The sequence below is a fragment of the Nocardioides sp. genome (genome assembly GCF_025964975.1).
In the GTDB taxonomy this organism is placed as follows: Bacteria; Actinomycetota; Actinomycetes; order Propionibacteriales; family Nocardioidaceae; genus Nocardioides.
Window position 1 is genome coordinate 1 of record NZ_JAOPXV010000194.1, and the last position, 19,827, is coordinate 19,827.

General features: G+C 69.4%; 19 protein-coding genes, 1 tRNA gene and 2 pseudogenes. 20 read left to right on the forward strand and 2 right to left on the reverse strand.

Annotation, left to right across the window (positions count from 1 at the left end):
• Window positions 1–1,825 (reverse strand): multifunctional oxoglutarate decarboxylase/oxoglutarate dehydrogenase thiamine pyrophosphate-binding subunit/dihydrolipoyllysine-residue succinyltransferase subunit (locus tag JWN68_RS15145; RefSeq protein ID WP_297740407.1); only part of this gene is annotated, 1,825 nt, incomplete at its 3' end.
• A 200-nt stretch (window positions 1,826–2,025) separates the two neighbouring features.
• On the opposite strand from JWN68_RS15145, the gene JWN68_RS15150 reads away from it, so the two are divergent.
• Complete coding sequence (locus tag JWN68_RS15150) at window positions 2,026–2,661, forward strand: hypothetical protein (RefSeq protein WP_297740377.1); 636 nt, start codon at window positions 2,026–2,028, stop codon at window positions 2,659–2,661.
• Window positions 2,661–3,578 (forward strand): LCP family protein, encoded by a 918-nt coding sequence (locus JWN68_RS15155; protein WP_297740408.1) that lies wholly within the window; start codon window positions 2,661–2,663, stop codon window positions 3,576–3,578. Before JWN68_RS15150 ends, JWN68_RS15155 begins: the two co-directional genes overlap by 1 nt.
• Before the next feature lie 35 nt (window positions 3,579–3,613).
• On the opposite strand, the gene JWN68_RS15160 is transcribed toward JWN68_RS15155, so the two are convergent.
• Window positions 3,614–3,686, reverse strand: a tRNA-Arg gene (locus JWN68_RS15160).
• Window positions 3,687–3,770: 84 nt separating this feature from the next.
• Between JWN68_RS15160 and argS the strand changes: the two genes are divergently transcribed.
• The 18 genes and pseudogenes from argS to JWN68_RS15250 form a co-directional block, all read left to right on the forward strand.
• Complete coding sequence (gene argS, locus JWN68_RS15165; RefSeq protein ID WP_297740379.1) at window positions 3,771–5,441, forward strand: arginine--tRNA ligase; 1,671 nt, start codon at window positions 3,771–3,773, stop codon at window positions 5,439–5,441.
• 57 nt (window positions 5,442–5,498) lie between these two features.
• Complete coding sequence (gene lysA, locus JWN68_RS15170) at window positions 5,499–6,860, forward strand: diaminopimelate decarboxylase (protein WP_297740410.1); 1,362 nt, start codon at window positions 5,499–5,501, stop codon at window positions 6,858–6,860.
• Window positions 6,860–8,158 (forward strand): annotated as a pseudogene (locus tag JWN68_RS15175) (homoserine dehydrogenase). Before lysA ends, JWN68_RS15175 begins: the two are co-directional and overlap by 1 nt.
• Complete coding sequence (gene thrC, locus JWN68_RS15180) at window positions 8,155–9,231, forward strand: threonine synthase (RefSeq protein ID WP_297740381.1); 1,077 nt, start codon at window positions 8,155–8,157, stop codon at window positions 9,229–9,231. Before JWN68_RS15175 ends, thrC begins: the two are co-directional and overlap by 4 nt.
• Window positions 9,232–9,233: 2 nt before the next feature.
• Entirely contained in the window at window positions 9,234–10,133 is a 900-nt protein-coding gene (thrB, locus tag JWN68_RS15185; RefSeq protein ID WP_297740383.1) for a homoserine kinase, read from the forward strand.
• A 216-nt stretch (window positions 10,134–10,349) separates the two neighbouring features.
• On the forward strand, window positions 10,350–12,425 hold the full coding sequence (gene rho, locus JWN68_RS15190) for a transcription termination factor Rho (RefSeq protein WP_366519821.1): 2,076 nt from the start codon (window positions 10,350–10,352) through the stop codon (window positions 12,423–12,425).
• 47 nt (window positions 12,426–12,472) lie between these two features.
• Window positions 12,473–12,856, forward strand: coding sequence for a response regulator (locus JWN68_RS15195; protein WP_297740385.1), 384 nt, complete (start codon window positions 12,473–12,475; stop codon window positions 12,854–12,856).
• A 97-nt stretch (window positions 12,857–12,953) separates the two neighbouring features.
• Window positions 12,954–13,205, forward strand: a complete 252-nt coding sequence (gene rpmE, locus JWN68_RS15200; RefSeq protein WP_297740387.1) for a 50S ribosomal protein L31 — start codon at window positions 12,954–12,956, stop codon at window positions 13,203–13,205.
• Window positions 13,206–13,313: 108 nt separating this feature from the next.
• Entirely contained in the window at window positions 13,314–14,387 is a 1,074-nt protein-coding gene (gene prfA / locus JWN68_RS15205; protein ID WP_297740389.1) for a peptide chain release factor 1, read from the forward strand.
• On the forward strand, window positions 14,384–15,268 hold the full coding sequence (prmC, locus tag JWN68_RS15210) for a peptide chain release factor N(5)-glutamine methyltransferase (RefSeq protein WP_297740392.1): 885 nt from the start codon (window positions 14,384–14,386) through the stop codon (window positions 15,266–15,268). Before prfA ends, prmC begins: the two co-directional genes overlap by 4 nt.
• Window positions 15,269–15,272: 4 nt before the next feature.
• Window positions 15,273–15,929, forward strand: a complete 657-nt coding sequence (locus JWN68_RS15215) for an L-threonylcarbamoyladenylate synthase (RefSeq protein ID WP_297740394.1) — start codon at window positions 15,273–15,275, stop codon at window positions 15,927–15,929.
• Entirely contained in the window at window positions 15,929–17,068 is a 1,140-nt protein-coding gene (locus JWN68_RS15220; RefSeq protein ID WP_297740396.1) for an MraY family glycosyltransferase, read from the forward strand. Before JWN68_RS15215 ends, JWN68_RS15220 begins: the two co-directional genes overlap by 1 nt.
• A gap of 79 nt (window positions 17,069–17,147) precedes the next feature.
• Window positions 17,148–17,591: a hypothetical protein gene (locus JWN68_RS15225; protein WP_297740398.1), complete on the forward strand. Its 444-nt coding sequence runs from the start codon at window positions 17,148–17,150 to the stop codon at window positions 17,589–17,591.
• 30 nt (window positions 17,592–17,621) lie between these two features.
• Complete coding sequence (locus JWN68_RS15230; protein ID WP_297740399.1) at window positions 17,622–17,903, forward strand: AtpZ/AtpI family protein; 282 nt, start codon at window positions 17,622–17,624, stop codon at window positions 17,901–17,903.
• Complete coding sequence (gene atpB / locus JWN68_RS15235; protein ID WP_297740401.1) at window positions 17,890–18,696, forward strand: F0F1 ATP synthase subunit A; 807 nt, start codon at window positions 17,890–17,892, stop codon at window positions 18,694–18,696. The genes JWN68_RS15230 and atpB overlap by 14 nt, the downstream gene beginning before the upstream one ends.
• 65 nt (window positions 18,697–18,761) lie before the next feature.
• Window positions 18,762–18,971, forward strand: a complete 210-nt coding sequence (gene atpE, locus JWN68_RS15240) for an ATP synthase F0 subunit C (protein WP_297740403.1) — start codon at window positions 18,762–18,764, stop codon at window positions 18,969–18,971.
• A 29-nt stretch (window positions 18,972–19,000) separates the two neighbouring features.
• Window positions 19,001–19,546 carry a F0F1 ATP synthase subunit B gene (locus JWN68_RS15245; RefSeq protein WP_297740405.1) on the forward strand — a complete coding sequence of 182 codons (546 nt, stop codon included), beginning with the start codon at window positions 19,001–19,003 and terminating at the stop codon, window positions 19,544–19,546.
• Window positions 19,546–19,827 (forward strand): annotated as a pseudogene (locus tag JWN68_RS15250) (F0F1 ATP synthase subunit delta); the annotation flags it as partial. The gene JWN68_RS15245 and the pseudogene JWN68_RS15250, both read left to right, overlap by 1 nt.

Here is a 19,827-nt window from a genome sequence, read left to right on the forward strand (position 1 = left end):
CGTCGCCGGAGCCCTGGACGGTCCGCGGGTCGATGTTGCCCTCGAACTCGCGGAAGATCTGGCTGTACTTCTTGCCCACGATGTTGGCGAGCACGTTGAGACGGCCGCGGTGTGCCATTCCCATCGCGACCTCGTCGAGGCCGACCTCTGCGGCCGCCTCGCAGATCTCGTCGATGAGCGGGATCGTCGTCTCGCCGCCCTCGAGGGAGAAGCGCTTCTGCCCGACGAACTTCGTCTGCAGGAAGGTCTCGAACGCCTCCGCCTGGTTGAGCTTCAGCAGGATCCGCAGCTGCTCCTCGCGCGGGGGCTTGGTGTGCGGCTGCTCCACCCGCTCCTGGATCCACTGACGCTGCTCGGGATCCATGATGTGCATGTATTCGATGCCGGTGGTGCGGCAGTAGGAGTCGCGCAGGATCCCCAGGATGTTGCGCAGCTTCATGAACCGACGGCCCTCGCCGCCGAAGGAGCCGGTCGCGAACTCGCGGTCGAGGTCCCACAGGGTCAGCCCGTGAGACTCGATCTCCAGGTCGGGGTGGCTGCGCTGCCGGTACTCCAGCGGGTCGGTGTCGGCCATCATGTGTCCGCGCACGCGGTAGGCGTGGATGAGCTCGAGGATCCGGGCCTGCTTGACGATGTCGTCGTCGTGCGTGGCGACGATGTCCTTGGCCCAGCGGATGGGCTCGTAGGGGATGCGCAGCGAGCGGAAGATGTCGTCGTAGAAGTTCTCCTCGCCGAGCAGCAGCGCGTGCATGCGCTTGAGGAACTCGCCCGACTGCGCGCCCTGGATCACCCGGTGGTCGTAGGTCGAGGTCAGCGTCATGACCTTGCTGATGCCGTTGCGGTTGACGGTCTCGTCCGAGGCGCCCTGCCACTCGGCAGGGAACTCCATGGCTCCGACACCGAGGATCACCGACTGGCCGGGCATGAGGCGCGGCACGGGGTGGTGGGTGCCGAGCCCGCCGACGTTGGTGAGGCTCAACGTGGTGCCGGAGTAGTCGTCCATCGTGAGCTTGTTGTCGCGGGCGCGCTTGATGATCTCTTCGTACGCCGTCCAGAACCCGGCGAAGTCCATCGACTCGCACCCCTTGATGGAGGGGACGACGAGCTGGCGCGTGCCGTCGGGCTTCTGCTGGTCGACGGCCAGTCCGAGGTTGATGTGCGCCGGGGTGACCATGGTGGGCTTGCCGTCGACGGCGGCGTAGGAGTTGTTCATCTCCGGCATCGACTTGATCGCCTGGACGAGGGCGTAGCCGATGAGGTGCGTGAAGGACACCTTGCCGCCGCGAGCGCGGGCGAGGTGGTTGTTGATGACCGTGCGGTTGTCCCACAGGAGCTTGACCGGCAGGGTCCGCACCGAGGTGGCCGTCGGCACGGTCAGCGAGAGGTCCATGTTCTTCACGGTGGCGGCGGCGATCCCGCGCAGCACCGTGTGCGTCGGCTCGTCACTGACAGCCGCCGGCGCGGCGGGCATCGGGTCCTTGGCGACCGGCTTCGTCGTGCCCTGAGCAGGCTCGGCGGCGGCTGCGGCCGGACGCGGCTTGGCCTGCGCTGCCGGGGCGGGCTTGGCCGCGGCCGGTTGCTCAGTTGACGCGTTCGCCGTGGCCTTCCCCGGCTCCTTCGCCTTCGCCGGCTCCTGGGCGGGAGTCGCAGCCTTCGGGGTGCCGGAGGCCTCGCTTCCCCGCGCGGAGTCAGGGGTCCTGTCCTGGGACTTGTCCTGCCCATTGCCGTTGGCCGAGAAGTACGCCGCCCACTCGGGCGTGACACTGCCCGGATCACGGACGAACTGCTCCCGCATCTCGTCCACGAGCCACTCGTTGGCTCCCATGTCGGTGGACGGAGCAACGCCTGCGTTGACGGACTGATGAGTGGGGGACTGCGGCACGGCTGGGTTCGCCTCTTCCGGATAGGCAGGTGGGGATTTGCGATCGGTTGTCAAGGCTAGTCCCACACGCGCGCAAATGCAGGGCCGGAGGGGGGGTTTTGGGGCAAGGTGTCCAGCACCACAGCACCACCACTGGAGAGCCCATGACAACGTCCCTCCCGGGCCGGACCGCACAGGCCCGGGCGCGAGCCAGCGCCCTGGTGCTGTGCCTGGCCCTGTTCGCGTCCTGCAGCCTCTCGGGCCGCGGCGACACCGAGTCGACGACTGACGGGGGGCCGGGGGCGACTGCCAGCCACGTCGGCGCCACGACGCCGACGGCCGAGCTGCGGACGACCACCGCCCTCGGTCGGCTGGTCGGCCGGCTTCCGGGTCCGCGACGCATCGCGGTGCGCAAGCAGGTCACGACCGTCATCGACCGCTGGTGGGAAGCCGCCTACCTCTCGACAGACTCCTCGGCGGGCGCCGACGTCGCCGCGGCCTTCCCCGGCTTCACCGAGGGCGCTCGGGTGCGAGCGAAGGCCGACCGGGAGCTCATGACCAACAGCCGCCTCGAGGCCGCAGCCATCACTCCGCTGATGCGCAAGGTGCACCTGGACCTGTTGGCGGTCAACAAGCGCGTCAGGTCGGTGACCGCACGTTTCGACCTGCGGCTCCGCGTCACGGGTACGGAGGCCGACGCGGGGGCGAAGCGGCTGCAGCTGCGGGGACGGCTGTTCCTCACGCGCGGACCGGGCGGCTGGAAGGTCTTCGGCTACGACGTCTCGAAGGGGTGGCTGTGATGGTTGTTCGGGGATTCCCGCTGGTGCGGACCTTGCGGACAGGCGTTCTCTGCCTGGTCCTGGCGGTGGTGGCCTTCGCCGTACCCCCGTCGTCGGTCCAGACCACCGACGTCGAGCTCGTCCGCATCAAGCGGGCCGGGGGCGTGTCGGTGGGCTCCGACGTCATCTGGATCCTGGCGGTCGGCTCCGACGCCCGCCCGGGTCAGGACATGTTGCACAGTCGCGGTGACGCCCTCCAGCTCGTCGGCGTCAACACCCGGACGGACTCGGCCACCGCCATCGGCGTACCGCGGGACTCCTGGGTCTCCCTCCCCGGTCACGGCATGCAGAAGATCAACTCCGCCCTCTACTTCGGGGGTCCGGAGGCGATGGCGGCGGCCATGGCCGACCTGATCGGCATCACCCCCGACTACGTCCTGGTCACCCGGTTCCCGTTCTTCGAGGACATGGTCGACGACATCGGCGGCATCGAGGTGAGCAACCCGCGTGCCTTCAAGGATCCCTACCTGAAGAAGGAGGGGTTCCGGGCGGGTCGCATCCATCTCGGCGGCTACGACGCCATGGCGTTCTCACGCATCCGCAAGGAGCTGCCGGGCGGGGACTTCGACCGTTCCGCCAACCAGCAGCGGACGCTGCGGGGCATCCACGCCCGCATCAGGTCGCAGGCCGACCGGCCGGGCTTCATCGAGCGTGGCGTCATGACGGTGCTCAAGCACATGGCGACGAATGTGGGGCCGGCCGAGCTCTACGAGCTGGCGCAGGCGGTCGCCCAGGTCGAACCCCGCAGGATCACCACGTGCGTCATCCGCGGCCGGATCGGTTCGACGGCGGGCCAGAGCGTGGTCTACCCCGACGTGGCGCAGGCGCGCCGGCTGGGCAACGCCGCCCGGAGCGACGCGACGCTGGGTGGTTGCTGACCGACCGCCAGGGGCTGCACTGAGAAAGAAGAAAGCGCCTCCGGCAGGATTCGAACCTGCGACACCTGGTACCGGAAACCAGTGCTCTATCCCCTGAGCTACGGAGGCTCGGGCGAAGCAGACCCTACAACCCCGGTTGCCACACGGCGAAACCGGTTCGGGGCGGACGAGCGGCGCCGATAGGCTGGGTCAGTGACCCCGGACCAGCTCTCCCTGACCATCGTCGACGTGCTCGAAGCCCTCGTGGCCGACGGCTCCGTGACCCTGCCCGACGGAGTCCCGGCGAATGTCACGGTGGAGCGCCCGCGGCAGAAGGGTCACGGCGACTACGCCACCAACGTCGCCCTGCAGCTCGCGAAACGGGCCGGCACCAACCCGCGCGCGTTCGCCGAGCTCGTGAGCAGCCGGCTGACCGAGGCCCCCGGTATCGCTGCGGTCGAGGTGGCGGGGCCCGGCTTCCTCAACATCACCGTGGCTGCGGGTGCCCAGGGCCAGGTCGCGGCCGACATCGTGGCGGCCGGTTCGGCGTACGGCGCCAACGACGACTTCGCGGGGGAGAAGATCAACCTCGAGTTCGTCTCGGCCAACCCCACCGGCCCGCTGCACATCGGGGGTGTCCGCTGGGCTGCCGTCGGTGACGCCCTCGGGCGGGTCTTCAGCTTCTCCGGCGCCGAGGTCACCCGGGAGTACTACTTCAACGACCATGGCGCCCAGCTCGACCGGTTCAGCTCCTCGCTGCTCGCGTGGTCGAAAGGTCGCCCGGTGCCCGAGGACGGCTACGGCGGCGCCTACATCGAGGAGATCGCCAAGGACGTCGTGGCGAAGCGGCCCGAGGTGCTCGACCTGCCCGCGGAGGAGGCGCAGGAGATCTTCCGCGCCGAGGGCGTCGAGCTGATGTTCGCCGAGATCAAGCAGTCGCTCCACCACTTCGGGGTCGACTTCGACGTCTACTTCCACGAGAACAACCTGCACGAGTCCGGAGCCGTCGATCGCGCCGTCGCCCGCCTCACCGAGATGGGCAACACCTACGAGTCCGAAGGCGCCCTCTGGCTCAAGACGGAGAAGTACGGCGATGACAAGGACCGGGTGATCATCAAGTCCGACGGACAGGGTGCCTACATCTCCGGCGACCTCGCCTACTACCTCGACAAGAAGGAGCGGGGCTTCGACCGCTGCTTCATCATGCTCGGCGCCGACCACCACGGATATGTCGGCCGGATGAACGCCATGTGCGCCGCCTTCGGCGACGAGCCCGGCAAGGACCTCGAGATCCTGATCGGGCAGATGGTCAACCTGCTCCGCGAGGGCAAGCCGCTGCGGATGTCCAAGCGGGCGGGCACGACGGTCTCCATCGGCGACCTCGTGGACGCGATCGGCGTCGATGCAGCCCGCTACGCCCTGGCGCGCTACACCAACGACACCACCATCGACCTCGACCTGGACCTCTGGGCCAAGGCGTCCAACGACAACCCGGTCTACTACGTGCAGTACGCCCACGCGCGCACCTGCCGGATGATGGAGAACGCCGCCGCTCTGGGGATGAAGCTGCCCGGGCAGGACTTCGACCCGACGCTGCTGACCCACGAGCTCGACGGCACGCTCCTCCGCGCGCTGGCGGAGTTCCCCCGGGTCGTGACCGCCGCGGCCGAGCTCCGTGCTCCCCACCGGGTCGCGCGCTACCTCGAGGACACCGCTGCGGTCTTCAACAAGTGGTACGACACCAAGGAGTGCCGCATGCTGCCCCAGGGCGACGAGCCGGTCGCCCCGGTCAACGAGGCCCGCCTCATGGTGGTCGCAGCGACGCGGACGGTCATCGCCAACGGCCTCGCGCTGCTCGGCGTCTCCGCCCCCGAGCGGATGTGAGTCGTGCCCACCTCCCATCCGTCCGGCTGGGCGCACGCTGACGGAGCGCTCAACCAGCTGCGCCCGGGCGGCCCCTCGTGGCTCAGCGAGCCCACCGACCCCAACGAGCTCGTGCCGCTGCTGTGGTCCGACACGGCCCGCAAGGCCGACGGTGTGCTCAGCGTCGGGGGGGTGACCCTGCTCGACGTCGTCGCGCAGGAGGGCAGCCCCGCCTATGTCCTGGACGAGGTCGACTTCCGCGCCCGCGCCCGGGCCTTCAAGGAGGCCTTCGCCGCCTACGACGTCTTCTATGCAGGAAAGGCCTTCCTCTCCACGACCACCGTGCGCTGGCTGGCCGAGGAGGGTCTCAACCTCGACGTCTGCTCGGGCGGCGAGCTCACGGTCGCCGAGCGGGCCGGCTTCCCGATGGATCGGGTGGGCTTCCACGGCAACAACAAGACCGAGGGTGAGCTGTCGCGGGCGCTCGAGCTGGGGGTGGGTCGGATCATCGTCGACTCGTTCCACGAGATCGAGCGCCTCGAGCGACTGACATCGGAGCTCGGTCGCCGCGCCAGGGTGATGGTGCGGGTGACCGCCGGCGTCGAGGCGCACACCCACGAATACATCGCCACCGCGCACGAGGACCAGAAGTTCGGGTTCTCGATCACCAGTGGTGACGCGCTCGAGGCCGTACGCCGCGTGCACGACGCCTCCGGACTGGACCTGTTGGGCCTGCACAGCCATATCGGCAGCCAGATCTTCGACTCCTCAGGGTTCGAGGTGGCGGCCCGGCGAGTGCTGGCCCTGCACGCACGGGTGAGCGTGGAGATCGGTGTCGCGATGCCCGAGATGGACCTCGGCGGCGGCTTCGGCATCGCCTACACGACCCAGGACGACCCCAGCGACCCAGCGCAGCTCGCCACCGAGATGACCAAGATCGTGGAGCACGAGTGCCGCGCGCTCGGCATCGACGAGCCCCGGCTGAGCATCGAGCCCGGACGCGCCATCGTCGGCCCCGCCATGTGCACCGTCTACACCGTCGGCACGGTCAAGGACGTTGCCCTCGACGGCGGCGCCCGGCGCACCTACGTCTCGGTCGACGGCGGGATGAGCGACAACATCCGGACCGCGCTGTACGACGCCGACTACTCGGCGACCCTGGCCAACCGCACCTCCGCGGCCCCGCCCCGGCTCGCCCGGGTCGTCGGCAAGCACTGCGAGGCCGGCGACATCCTCGTCAAGGACGAGTTCCTCCCGGCCGACGTGGCTCCGGGCGACCTGGTGGCAGTGCCCGGAACGGGCGCCTACTGCCGCTCGATGGCGTCGAACTACAACCATGCCTTGCGTCCTCCGGTGATCGCTGTGCGGGACGGGAAGATTTCCGTCGTCCTGCGCAGGGAGACTGAGGACGACTTGTTGGCTACAGACGTGGGTGCGTGATGGGTGAGGCAGACAAGCGACTGAAGGTCGCTGTGCTCGGGTGCGGTTCCGTGGGCGCACAGGTGGTGCGGCTGCTCATGGAGCAGTCGGACGACCTGGCGGCCCGGGTAGGTGCTCGGGTCGAGCTGGTCGGTGTCGCCGTACGCCGCCTGGACGCGCAGCGCGACGTGGAGGTGCCCGACGGACTGCTGACGACCGACGCGGCCGGGCTGGCTGCGCGCGAGGACGTCGACCTCGTGATCGAGGTGATCGGCGGCATCGAGCCCGCCCGGTCACTGATCCTCAGCGCCCTGGAGAACGGTGCCAGCGTCGTCACGGCCAACAAGGCGCTCCTCGCCGAGGACGGACCGACCCTCTTCGAGGCGGCCGCGAAGGCGGAGCGGGACCTCTACTACGAAGCAGCAGTCGCCGGGGCGATCCCGATCCTGCGTCCGCTGCGCGAGTCGCTCGCGGGCGACAAGGTCACCCGGGTGCTCGGCATCGTCAACGGCACGACCAACTTCATCCTCGACAAGATGGACTCCTCCGGCGCCGGGTTCTCCGAGGCGCTCGAGGAGGCCCAGGACCTCGGCTATGCCGAGGCCGATCCCACCGCCGACGTCGAGGGATTCGACGCCGCCGCCAAGGCCGCGATCCTGGCGAGCCTGGCCTTCCACTCCCGGGTCACCGCCTCCGACGTCTAACGCGAGGGCATCTCCGAGGTCACCGCGGCCGACGTGCAGTCCGCGCGTGAGATGGGCTCAGTCGTCAAGCTTCTCGCGATCTGCGAGCTGCGCGACGGCAAGGTCGCTGCCCGCGTGCACCCCGCCATGATCCCGCGCTCGCACCCGCTCGCCAGCGTGCGCGGCGCCTACAACGCGGTCTTCGTCGAGTCCGAGGCGGCCGGGCAGCTGATGTTCTACGGTCCCGGTGCCGGTGGGTCCCCGACCGCGAGCGCAGTCCTGGGTGACCTCGTCACAATCGCCCGCAACCGGCTCAGCAACACGGTGGGCGCCGGCGAGTCGGCGTACGCCGATCGCGCTGTCCTGCCGATGGGCGAGACCCGCACCCGCTACCACGTCGCACTCGACGTGGACGACCGTTCGGGTGTGCTCGCCGCAGTGGCCATGGCCTTCGCCGACAACGACGTCTCGATCCAGACGGTGCGCCAGGAGGGTCGCGGCGCAGATGCCCAGCTCGTCGTGGTCAGCCACGGCGCCACTGACGCGGCGCTGAGCGCGACGGTGGAGCACCTGCGCAACATGGACATCGTCCGCGACGTCACCTCGGTCATGCGCGTGGAGGGCGGCCCGGAATGACTCACACCAACGGTCAGTGGCGGGGGCTGATCGAGGAGTACCGCGAGCTCATCGACCTGCTGCCCGACGCGCTCGTGCCGGTCACCCTGCGTGAGGGCGGCACCCCGCTGGTGCACTCGGACTGGCTCTCCTCCCTCACCGGCGGCGACGTCTGGCTCAAGGTCGAGGGCAACAACCCGACCGGTTCGTTCAAGGATCGCGGTATGACGACGGCGATCTCGGTGGCCAAGCACGACGGTGCGAAGGCCGTGGTCTGCGCCTCGACGGGCAACACGTCGGCGTCCATGGCGGCCTACGCGGCGAAGGCGGGGCTCAAGCCGCTCGTGCTTGTCCCGGAGGGCAAGATCGCCGCCGGCAAGATGGCCCAGGCGGTCGTCCACGGCGCCCAGATCATCATGGTGCGCGGCAACTTCGACCACTGCCTGCAGATGGCCAAGGGCCTGGCGTGGAACTACCCCGTCGCACTCGTGAACTCGGTCAACCCGGTCCGGCTCCAGGGCCAGAAGACGGCCGCCTTCGAGATCTGCGACTTCCTCGGCGACGCCCCCGACTTCCATCTCCTGCCGGTGGGCAACGCCGGGAACATCTCCGCCTACTGGATGGGCTACGAGCAGTACGCCGACCTCGGCCGTTCCTCCAAGCGACCCGTCATGCGCGGCTTCCAGGCCGAAGGCGCCGCTCCGCTCGTGACGGGGGAGCCGTTCCCCGACCCGGAGACCAAGGCGACCGCCATTCGCATCGGCAACCCGGCGTCGTGGAAGCTGGCCGAGGCGGCAGCCACCGAGTCGGGTGGGCGCTTCGCGGCCCTGTCGGACGCCCAGATCCTCACGGCGCAGGTGGAGCTCGCCCGGCACGACGGCGTCTTCGTGGAGCCCGCCTCCGCAGCGGGCATCGCGGGCCTGCTCAGCGAGCTGGCCGCCGGTGAGACCTACGCCGGCAAGACGGTGGCGATCACGGTCACCGGGCACGGCCTCAAGGACACCGCCACGGCACTCGAGTCCTTCACCGACATCGTCGACACCATCGTCGATGCGGACGTGGACGCCGCTGCGGCCGCAGCCGGGCTTCGCTAGGCATGGCGACCTTCGTTCGCGGCACGGTCCGGGTCACCGTGCCGGCCACGTCGGCCAACCTCGGGCCGGGCTTCGACTCGCTCGGTCTCGCCCTCTCGCTGCGCGACTCGCTGGCGGCGGAGGTCACCGACGGTGGCCTCCACATCGAGGTGACCGGCGCCGGAGCCGACGACGTCCCGCGCGACGAGACGCACCTCGTCGTCCGCTCGATGAGGGCAGCCTTCGCGGCGATGGCGGCGGAGCCAGCCGGCCTGGCCCTGCGATGCGTCAACGTCATCCCGCACGGCCGAGGGCTCGGCTCGTCCTCGGCGGCCATCGTCGGCGGCGTGTCACTGGCGCGCGCCCTCGTCGCCGGGGGACAGCTGTTGCTCGACGACGAGTCCTTGTTCCGTCTGGCGGCCGACATCGAGGGACACCCCGACAACGTCGCACCTGCCTTCTACGGCGGGTTCGTGATCTCAGGTCGACAGGACGAGCAGTGGTACGCCGTGCCGACGGGTGTGGACCCCCGGGTCGCGGCCGTGGTGTTCGTGCCGCCGACGCCGGTCGAGACGAAGGTCGCCCGCGGTCTCCTGCCGGCCGTCGTGCCCCACGCCGACGCCGCAGCCAACAGCGGCCGGACTGCCCTGCTGGTGGCGGCGCTGGCCGGCAGGCCCGAGCACCTGCTCGCTGCCACGCGCGACTACCTCCACCAGGACCAGCGCGAGCCGGCCATGCCCGAGTCCCTGGCCCTGATGCACTCGCTGCGGGCGGACGGGATCCCAGCGGTGATCAGCGGTGCCGGTCCCACGGTGCTGGCCTTCACGGGCGGAACGGACCGCGACGTCGCGGAGCGCAGTCCCGCCGGTTGGACGTGCCACGAGCTCGACGTGGAGCCTACTGGCGCGCTCGTCGGGGACTGAACCGGCGCGGGCAGCGCTGGTGTTAGCATCGCGCTGCGCCGTACGGCGTGAAGATGGCGTCCTTCACAGGATCGCCGCTCTTGCTGCTCCGGTGCGAGGCAACTCTCGCGTGCGGCCATCTGGTCGCCGGGGTTCGTCCTGACGACATGCGCTGCCGCCCTCCTACAGACCCTCCTACGGACCGGGGCCGCGGCGCCACAACCGAGTTGGACTCACGTGACTGACACAACTGACGCCCCCGCTGCTGCCACGTCTGCGAAGAAGCGTGGCGGTGGGCTCAACTCCATGCTGCTCGCAGACCTGAAGTCGATGGCCGGCGGCATGGGCATCGCCGGTGTGGGGTCGATGAAGAAGGCCCAGCTCGTCGAAGCCATCAAGGGCGCCCAGGGTGGTTCGAGTGGCGGCGCCGCCAAGTCCGCCCGGGCGACCGAGAAGCCCGCTGCGGCGACGGACAAGCCCGCTGCGGCGACGGACAAGCCCGCTGCGGAGATCGAGAAGCCCGCGCCGTCTCGCGTGGTGAAGACCACCCGTACCCGTGGCGGAGCCTCCAGGACGACCGCGCCGAAGTCCGACGCCCAGCCCGAGTCGCAGGGCGAGTCGCAGTCCCCGTCACGCTCCGAGTCCCAGTCGGACAGCTCCCGGGACAGAGCATCGGACACCGGATCGGACACGGGATCGAACTCCGCCCCCGACACCGAGTCCAGGTCCGGCAACCCCGAACAGGGCACCCGCACCGACGCGGGAGACCAGCCGGGGGAGACCAGCGGTCGCCAGCGGACCCGCAACCGCCAGTCCAACCAGCAGAGCGGCTCCGAGAAGCCGTCCGACCAGGGCGGCCAGCAGGGCGGCCAGCGCGACCAGCGCGAGAAGGCCCAGCAGTCCCAGGAGGCGAAGTCCGAACCTCGGCAGACCGCCCAGCAGGAGAAGCAGGCCAACGACCAGGGGCAGGGCCGCAACCAGCAGGGCCAGCAGCAGGGCCAGCAGCAGGGCCAGCAGCAGGGTCAGCAGCAGGGTCAGCAGCAGGGCCAGACCGACGACCTCGACGACGACGGCGAGGGTGGCAGTCGACGCAACCGCCGCCGCCGCGGCCGCGATCGTGACCGCGATCGCCAGGGCGTCCGTGCCACGGGCGGGCGCAACGAACCGGACACCACGGTGCTCGAGGATGACGTCCTGGTGCCGGCTGCCGGCATCCTGGACGTGCTGGACAACTACGCCTTCGTCCGCACGTCCGGCTACCTTCCCGGCACCGACGACGTCTACCTCTCGCTGTCGATGGTGCGGAAGTTCGGACTGCGTCGCGGAGACGCCGTCATGGGTCAGGTGCGTCAGCCCCGCGAGGGCGAGCGCAAGGAGAAGTTCAACCCGATGGTGCGGATCGACAGCATCAACGGGTCCGACCCGGAGGCTGCCCGTGAGCGGCTGGAGTTCGAGACGTTCACGCCGGTGCACCCCACCGAGCGGTTGCGCCTGGAAACAGACGCCACCAACCTGACCGGCCGGGTCATCGACATCGCAGCGCCTGTCGGCAAGGGCCAGCGCGGCATGATCGTCGCGCCGCCGAAGTCCGGCCGGACCACGATGCTGCAGTCCATCGCCGGTTCCGTCTCCCGCAACAATCCCGACGTGCACCTGATGGTGGTGCTTCTCGACGCCCGCCCGGAGGAGGTCACCGACTTCCAGCGTGCCGTGAAGGGCGAGGTCATCGCCTCGACCTTCGACCGGCCGGCGAGCGACCACACGATGGTGGCGGAGCTCGCCATCGAGCGAGCCAAGCGCCTCGTCGAGCTCGGCCACGACGTGCTGGTCCTGCTCGACTCCCTGACCAGCCTGGCCCGCGCCTACAACGTCTCCGCACCGGCCAGCGGCCGCACCCTCGCTGGTGGTGTGGACGCCGCCGCGGTGCATCCTCCCAAGCAGCTGTTCGGCGCCGCACGCAACGTCGAGGGCGGCGGGTCGTTGACCGTGCTCGCGACCGTCCTCGTCGAGACCGGGTCGGCAACCGACGAGGTGATCTTCGAGGAGCTGGGGGGCACCGCCAACATGGAGCTGCGCCTGCGCCGTGAGCTCGCGAGGGCACACACCTTCCCGGCGGTGGACATCGTGGCGTCGGGCACGCGTCAGGAGGCACTCCTGACGAGCGAGCAGGAGTCCGGAATCGTCCAGTCCCTGCGCTCGCGGATGGCCGCCGATCCGGTGGCCGCGGTGCCTGCCCTCCTGGAGCAGCTCGGCAAGTCCCAGAACAACATCGAGTTCCTGACGAAGCAGCAAAAAACCGGTCGCGCCATGTGAGGCCCAAACCACCGCTAGAGTCAGCGAACGACCAAAGGGGTTCAGATATGGCACGCATCGTTGTCGCAGACGACGACATCGACATCCGTGAGCTTGTCGAGTTCAAGCTTTCGGCGATGGGGCACGACATCGTGGCCGTCGCTGACGGGGCGGCGGCGGTCGAAGCATGCCGCGCGCAGCGTCCGGACCTGGCCGTGCTTGACGTGATGATGCCCGGCATGTCCGGGCTGGAGGCCGTGCGGTTGATCCGCGCCGACCCGACGCTGGCGGACCTGCCGGTCGTGCTGCTGACGGCTCGTGCCCAGGAGTCCGACGTCGCCACAGGCTTCGAGTCCGGGGCTGACGACTACATCACCAAGCCGTTCAGCCCGCGCGAGCTCGCCAAGCGGGTGGACACCCTGCTGGCGCGGGAATCTCCTGATTCGCACTAGCGTTGGTGGCAGTGGCACACTTGCGTGCTGGCTCCGGTTCACGCTCAGCGCATCCCGCGCAGGCGACCCGGCGCATCGTTTGAGAGGACGACACCCCATGAAGAAGGACATCCACCCCGCATACGTGGAGACCACGGTCACCTGCACCTGCGGCGCAAACTTCACCACCCGCAGCACCGCGACCTCCGGCGCCCTCAAGGCCGACGTCTGCTCGCAGTGCCACCCGTTCTACACCGGCAAGCAGAAGATCCTCGACACCGGCGGCCGCGTTGCCCGCTTCGAGGCTCGCTACGCCAAGAAGGCCGGCAAGGCCGAGCCCGCCGAGGCAGAGGCTGCCGAGAGCAAGTAGCTCCTTTCCAGCGCCGACCTCCCGCAGCAGCGGGTGGTCGGCGCTGTGCATTTCCCCACCCGCCCGCCGGTCGAGACCACTCTCGACCACCGCTTGAGGAGATCCACCTTGTTCGAGGCCGTTGAAGGGCTCGTGGCCGAGCACGCCGACCTCGAGGGTCGTCTCGCCGAGCCGGAGACGCATGCGGACCAGCGCCTTGCCAAGCGCCTCAACCAGCGGTACGCCGAGTTGTCGGCCATCGTCGCCACCTGGCGTCGCTGGCAGGAGCTCGGGGACGACATCGAGGCGGCCCGCGAGCTCGCGAGCGAGGACCCTGCCTTCGCCGACGAGGCCGTGCAGCTGAGCGCCGAGCGCGACAAGGCCAGCGAGCGGCTGCGCCACCTCCTGGTTCCCCGGGAGGCCACGGACGCCAAGGACGCGCTGCTCGAGGTGAGGGCAGGAGAGGGTGGCGAGGAGTCGGCCCTCTTCGCTGCCGACCTGCTGAGGATGTACACCCGGTTCGCCGACCAGCGCGGCTGGAGCACCGAGGTGCTGGACGCCACCGAGTCGGACCTGGGTGGCTACAAGTCCGTGACCGTCGCGGTGAAGGCCAAGGGCATCGCGGAGCCCGGCGAGGCGCCGTACGCCCTGCTCAAGTTCGAGGGCGGTGTTCACCGCGTGCAGCGTGTGCCCGTCACCGAGTCACAGGGGCGCGTCCACACGAGTGCCGCGGGCGTCCTGGTCATGCCGGAGGCCGAAGACATCGACGTCGAGGTCCACGACGCCGACCTGCGCATCGACGTCTATCGCTCGTCCGGTCCGGGCGGGCAGAGCGTCAACACCACCGATTCGGCGGTCCGGATCACGCACGTGCCGAGCGGGATCGTGGCGAGCTGCCAGAACGAGAAGAGCCAGCTCCAGAACAAGGAGTCGGCCATGCGGATCCTGCGGGCCCGGTTGCTCGCCGCTGCGGAGGAGGAGGCCAACGCGCAGGCCAGCGCCGCGCGCAAGAGCCAGATCCGTACGGTGGACCGCTCCGAGCGCATCCGCACCTACCCCTTCGCGGAGAACCGGATCTCCGACCTCCGCACCGGCTTCAAGTCCTACAACCTGGACACCGTCCTGGACGGGGCGCTGGGCCCGGTCCTGCAGTCGTGCGTGGAGGCCGACCTCGCCTCGCGCCTCGAGGCGATGGAGTCGTGAGCGAGTCCCGGACGCCCCGGACGCCCCCGACGCCACGGGCGTTGCTGACCGCGGCGACCAGGCGGCTGGCGGCGGCCGGTGTCTCGAGCCCCGAGCACGACGCGGCAGAGCTGCTGGCACACGTGCACGGAGTCGAGCGCAAGGACCTCTTCCGCGTCGACACCGTGCCCAGCGAGCTGGCGGAGCGTTTCGACCGCCTTGTGGAGCGCCGGAGCGCGCGGGAGCCCCTGCAGCACCTCACCGGGGCGGCGTACTTCCGCCACGTCGAGCTCGACGTCGGCCCTGGAGTCTTCGTGCCCCGGCCGGAGACGGAGCTCCTCGCGGGCTGGGCGATCGACGCGGCTCTCGCGGTCGCCTCGAGCGCGGGACGGGCGCCGGTGGTGGTCGACCTGTGCACGGGGTCGGGGGCCATCGCCAAGGCAGTGGCCCACGAGGTCCCCGACGCGGTCGTCCATGCCGTCGAGCTCGACGAGTCCGCCCACCACTGGGCCGAGCGCAACCTGGCCGGGACCGGGGTGGACCTGCGACACGGGGACATGGCGGACGCCTTCGACGACCTTCTCGGCACCGTCGACGTGGTCGTCTGCAACCCGCCCTACATCCCGCTCGAGGCCTGGGAGTCGGTCGCTCCGGAGGCGCGCGACCATGACCCCCACCTCGCGCTGTTCTCCGGGGACGACGGGCTGGTCGCCATGCGCGTCCTGGCAGACCACGCCGCCGTGCTCCTGCGACTCGGGGGAGTCGTCGGCGCCGAGCACGCCGACGCACAGGGCGAGTCCGCTCCTGCTGTCTTCAGGGCCACGGGCAGGTGGACCGAGGTGGCCGACCACCGCGATCTGGCAGGCCGTCCGCGCTTTACCACGGCCCGACTGGCACGATAGACGGGTGCAACGGCTTGGGGTGTCGACCGACGACGAGCGTGAGGCAGCCATCGAGGCGGCATCCATGGCGATCCGGCGTGGTGAGCTGGTGGTGCTTCCCACGGACACCGTCTACGGAATCGCTGCCGATGCGTTCTCGGTCGAGGCGGTGCAGGCCCTGTTGGACGCCAAGAACCGCGGCCGGGACATGCCGCCCCCGGTCCTGGTGAGCGCGGCGACGACCCTGGACGCGTTGGCGGTCGGGGTCCCCGACTACGCACGCGCCCTCATCGAGAAGTTCTGGCCCGGACCCCTCACCATCGTGTGCCGCCAGCAGACATCTCTCCAGTGGGACCTCGGCGAGACCCGTGGCACCGTCGCGGTCCGCATGCCCGACCACGAGGTCGCTCTCGCCGTGTTGGAGCGCACCGGGCCGCTTGCAGTGAGCTCCGCCAACCTGTCGGGGCGCCCCGCCGCCGTCGATGCCGACCAGGCGGAGACGATGCTGGGGGACCGGGTCGAGGTCATCGTCGATGCCGGCAGCTCGCCCGGTGCAGACGCCTCGACCATCGTCGACTGCACGGGCGCCCAGGGCCGGATCCTGCGGCGGGGTGCACTGTCACTGGACGACCTCAACACCGTGCTGGAACCGCTCGGAGCGCGTCTCACGGACGACGGCTGATGCGCGAATACCTCCTCGTCTTCCTGGTGGCCGGGACGGTCACCTACCTCCTGACGGTGGTCGCGCGCGAGATCGCCCTTCGGACCGGCGCCGTCGCGCAGGTCCGCGACCGCGACGTGCACGTCGAGCCGATCCCCTACCTCGGTGGGATCGCCATGCTCGGTGGGCTGGTGGCCGCCTACCTCGTCGCGCGCGAGCTGCCGTTCCTCTCTCGCAGCGAGGGCTTCGTCTTCCGCGACGCCGGCGTCGTCCTCCTGGCGGGGGCCCTGGTGTGCGCGGTCGGAGTCCTGGACGACATCTTCGACATCGACGCGCTGACGAAGTTCGGCGGTCAGGTGCTCGCCGCCGCCCTGCTCGTGGTCTTCGGCGTCCAGTTCTACTTCTTCCCGCAGCTCGACGGGGACCAGTTCTCGATCGACCCGGCCCAGGGGGCACTGCTGAGCGTGATCGTGGTGGTCGGGACCATGAACGCGGTCAACTTCGTCGACGGTCTCGACGGCCTCGCAGCAGGAGTGGTGGGCATCGGGGCCGTGGCCTTCTTCCTGTTCTCCTACTTCCTGTCGAGCGTGAACGAGCTCACCCTGGCCACGACGGCCGCCTTGTTGACGGCGAGCCTGGCGGGCGCCTGTGCCGGCTTCCTGCCGCATAACTTCCACCCGGCCCGGCTCTTCATGGGCGACTCCGGCTCGATGCTGATCGGGCTGGTGCTGTCCGCCAGCACCCTGACCATCACCGGGCAGTTCGCGGGCAACGAGATCACGTCCGACGGCAACCCCATCTTCGTCACCATCCTGCCGCTGCTGCTGCCTGCCTCGCTGTTGATGGTGCCGGTGGCAGACCTGGTGCTCGCGGTCGTACGCCGCACGCGGGCCGGCCGGTCGCCGTTCTCGCCCGACAAGCAGCACCTCCACCACCGGCTCCTGGAGATCGGCCACTCGCAGCGTCGCGCGGTCTACATCATGTGGATGTGGGCGGCCCTGGTCGCCGGTGGGTCCGTGGTCGTCAGCCTCTTCGGCGGTGCGCCCACCTGGTGGGGACTGGGGGCCGCCTTCGTCTTCGTGCTGGTCATGACCTTCGTGCTCCCTGTCCTGCACCGGCCCGGATCCAGCAGCGATTCGGGCTTGCCCGAGACTTTGTGATACTTTTCACGAGCGCTCCCGAGGTCGCAGTTGCGGCCGTCGAGAGCGGATTCTGACCCTCCACAGGACGGCCGCCGCCATGACGACCGAGTCGAAGCAGGACACCCGCCCCGGTGTGACCGTGCTCCTCGTCGCTGCCGGCGCCGCTCTGCTCGTGGGCCTGGCCATGACGGCCTTCGGAGCCGTCGTCTCGGGGGCGTCCGCAGCACTCAGCGTCGCCGCCGGGGCCGGCCTGGTCGTGTCCGTCCTCAGTTTCGGTGCCTTCTCGCTCAACATGGTGGCCTCGATCATGCCGAGCGCCACCGTGCTCGTCGCCCTGGTCACCTACGCGCTCCAGCTGGTCGTCATGGCGGCCGTGGTGCTGGCCCTGGTCCGCAGCGGACTGCTCGAGGAGACGCTCGACCGGCGCTGGCTCGGCGGGGGCGTGGCGATGGCCACGGCGGCGTGGATGATCGCCCAGATCGTCTCGGCGACCAAGGCCCGCATCCCGCTCTACGACCTCCCTGAGGCGGGTGCGCGATGACCGGGCACGCCTGCTATTGTCCGGGGCGCGATGGCTCAGCAGCAGGCCCCTTCGGAACACTCAGACGATCCTCCCCACGGCGACCCCTGGTTGGCGTTTTCCTACCTCGTCTCGGGTGCGACGATCTACGGGCTCATCGGCTGGGGTCTCGATCGATGGCTCGGTACGAAGTACCTCGTCGTCATCGGCATCCTGCTCGGTGTGGCGCTGGCGATCTACATGACTTTTGGCCGATTCGGCGGTCTTCCCGCCCGGCAGGGCAAGCAGAGCCAAGGCAGGAGAGAGAGTGAGCTTCCACGTGAGCCTGAGTAAGGGCGCAAGCGCAGCGGAGGGTGAGGGCGGCGGTTTCATCGCCCCCGGGCCGGGCAGCTTCGACCTGCCCCCGGTCTTCGAGGTCGCCGGGTTCGATGTCACCAAGCCGATGTTGCTGGTGGTCCTCTCGGCCGTGCTGATCCTGGCCTTCACCTACGCCGCCTCGCGCAAGCAGGCGATGGTCCCGGGCCGGCTGCAGTTCGTCGGCGAGGGGGTCTACGGCTTCGTCCGCAACACCCTGGCTCGCGACAACATCGGCAGCGAGCACTTCATGAAGTTCGTGCCCTACCTCTTCACGTTGTTCATGTTCATCCTGGTGAACAACTACTACGGCATCTTCCCGTTCCTGCAGTTCCCGAGCTTCTCGCGCATCGGCTTCGTGATCCCGCTCGCGATCATCTCGTGGCTGATCTACGTCGGCACCGGCATCTGGAAGCACGGCCCGCTCGGCTACCTCAAGCACGCCACGGTGCCCTCGGGCGTCGGTGGCCCGATCCTGATCCTGCTGATCCCGCTGGAGTTCTTCTCCAACATCCTGGTCCGTCCGGTGACGCTCACCTTGCGTCTGTTCGGCAACATGTTCGCCGGCCACCTGCTGCTGATCCTGTTCGCCACCGGTGGTGCCGCGCTCCTGCAGAGCGGCAACGCCCTCTATTCCGGCGTGGGCATCCTGTCCTTCGCGCTCGGTATCGGGGTCAGCTTCCTGGAGATGCTCGTGATGTTCCTCCAGGCCTACGTCTTCACCCTGCTCAGCTCCATGTACATCGGTGAAGCGCTCGCGGACGAGCACTGATCCAGCACCCACAAGTTTCGCCAAATAGCGGCGCGATGGTCGCGTCGCCGACGAAAGGAAAAGCCGTGGAAGGCTCCATCAACATGATCGGCCTCGGCCTGTCTGCCATCGGTCCCGGTATCGGTATCGGCCTCATCTTTGCTGCGTTCATCAGCGGCGTGGCGCGTCAGCCCGAGGCTCAGAGCCGCCTGCAGTCGATCGCCATCCTTGGCTTCGTTCTCGCTGAGGCTCTCTTCATCATCACCGTCGCGCTCGCGTTCGTCCTGCCCATCTGACGACCGTCCCGGCATTAGGGAGATCACCTGTGAACACCGCTATCCAGGCGGCCACCGAAGAGGCCCACAACCCTCTCGTACCGGTCGTTTCGGAGATCGTGCTGGCGCTGATCGTCTTCGCGATCTTGTTCTTCGCGATTCGAAAGTTCGTCGTGCCGAACTTCGAGAAGACGTTCGCCGAGCGTACCCAGGCGATCGAGGGCGGTCTCAGCGCTGCCGAGACCAAGCAGGCCGAGGCGGACGCCAAGCTCGCCGAGCTCGAGAAGCAGCTCGGCGACGCCCGTCACGAGGCAGCTCGCATCCGCGAGGAGGCCAAGGAGCAGGGCGCGCAGATCATCGCCGAGATGCGTGAGCAGGCCCAGGCCGAGTCCTCGCGGATCGTCGAGCACGGCAAGACGCAGATCGAGGCGGAGCGCCAGCAGGCGGTCACCTCCCTGCGTGCCGAGGTCGGCAGCCTGGCCACCACCCTGGCCGGACGCATCGTGGGCGAGAGCCTCGACGACGACGCCCGACAGGGCCGCGTGGTCGAGCGGTTCCTCGCCGACCTCGAGACCGCCACGCCGGGCCAGAACTGATGGCCTTCCGTGGTGCCTCGGCCGACGCCCTGACCGCCCTCACGGGCGAGCTGGGCTCGAAGGTCTCGACTCCCGGGACGGCAGCGACGGTGGCCGGTGACCTGTACACCGTGGAATCGACGTTCCGCTCGGAGGGAGCGTTCCGGCGCTTCGCCACGGACAGCGCCATCCCGGTCGAGGCCAAGCAGGGCCTGGTCACCGACCTCTTCGGCGGCAAGATCGACGGAGTCAGCCTCGAGCTGCTCACGTCTGCCGTGGGTCGTCGTTGGGTGGCCGGGCGT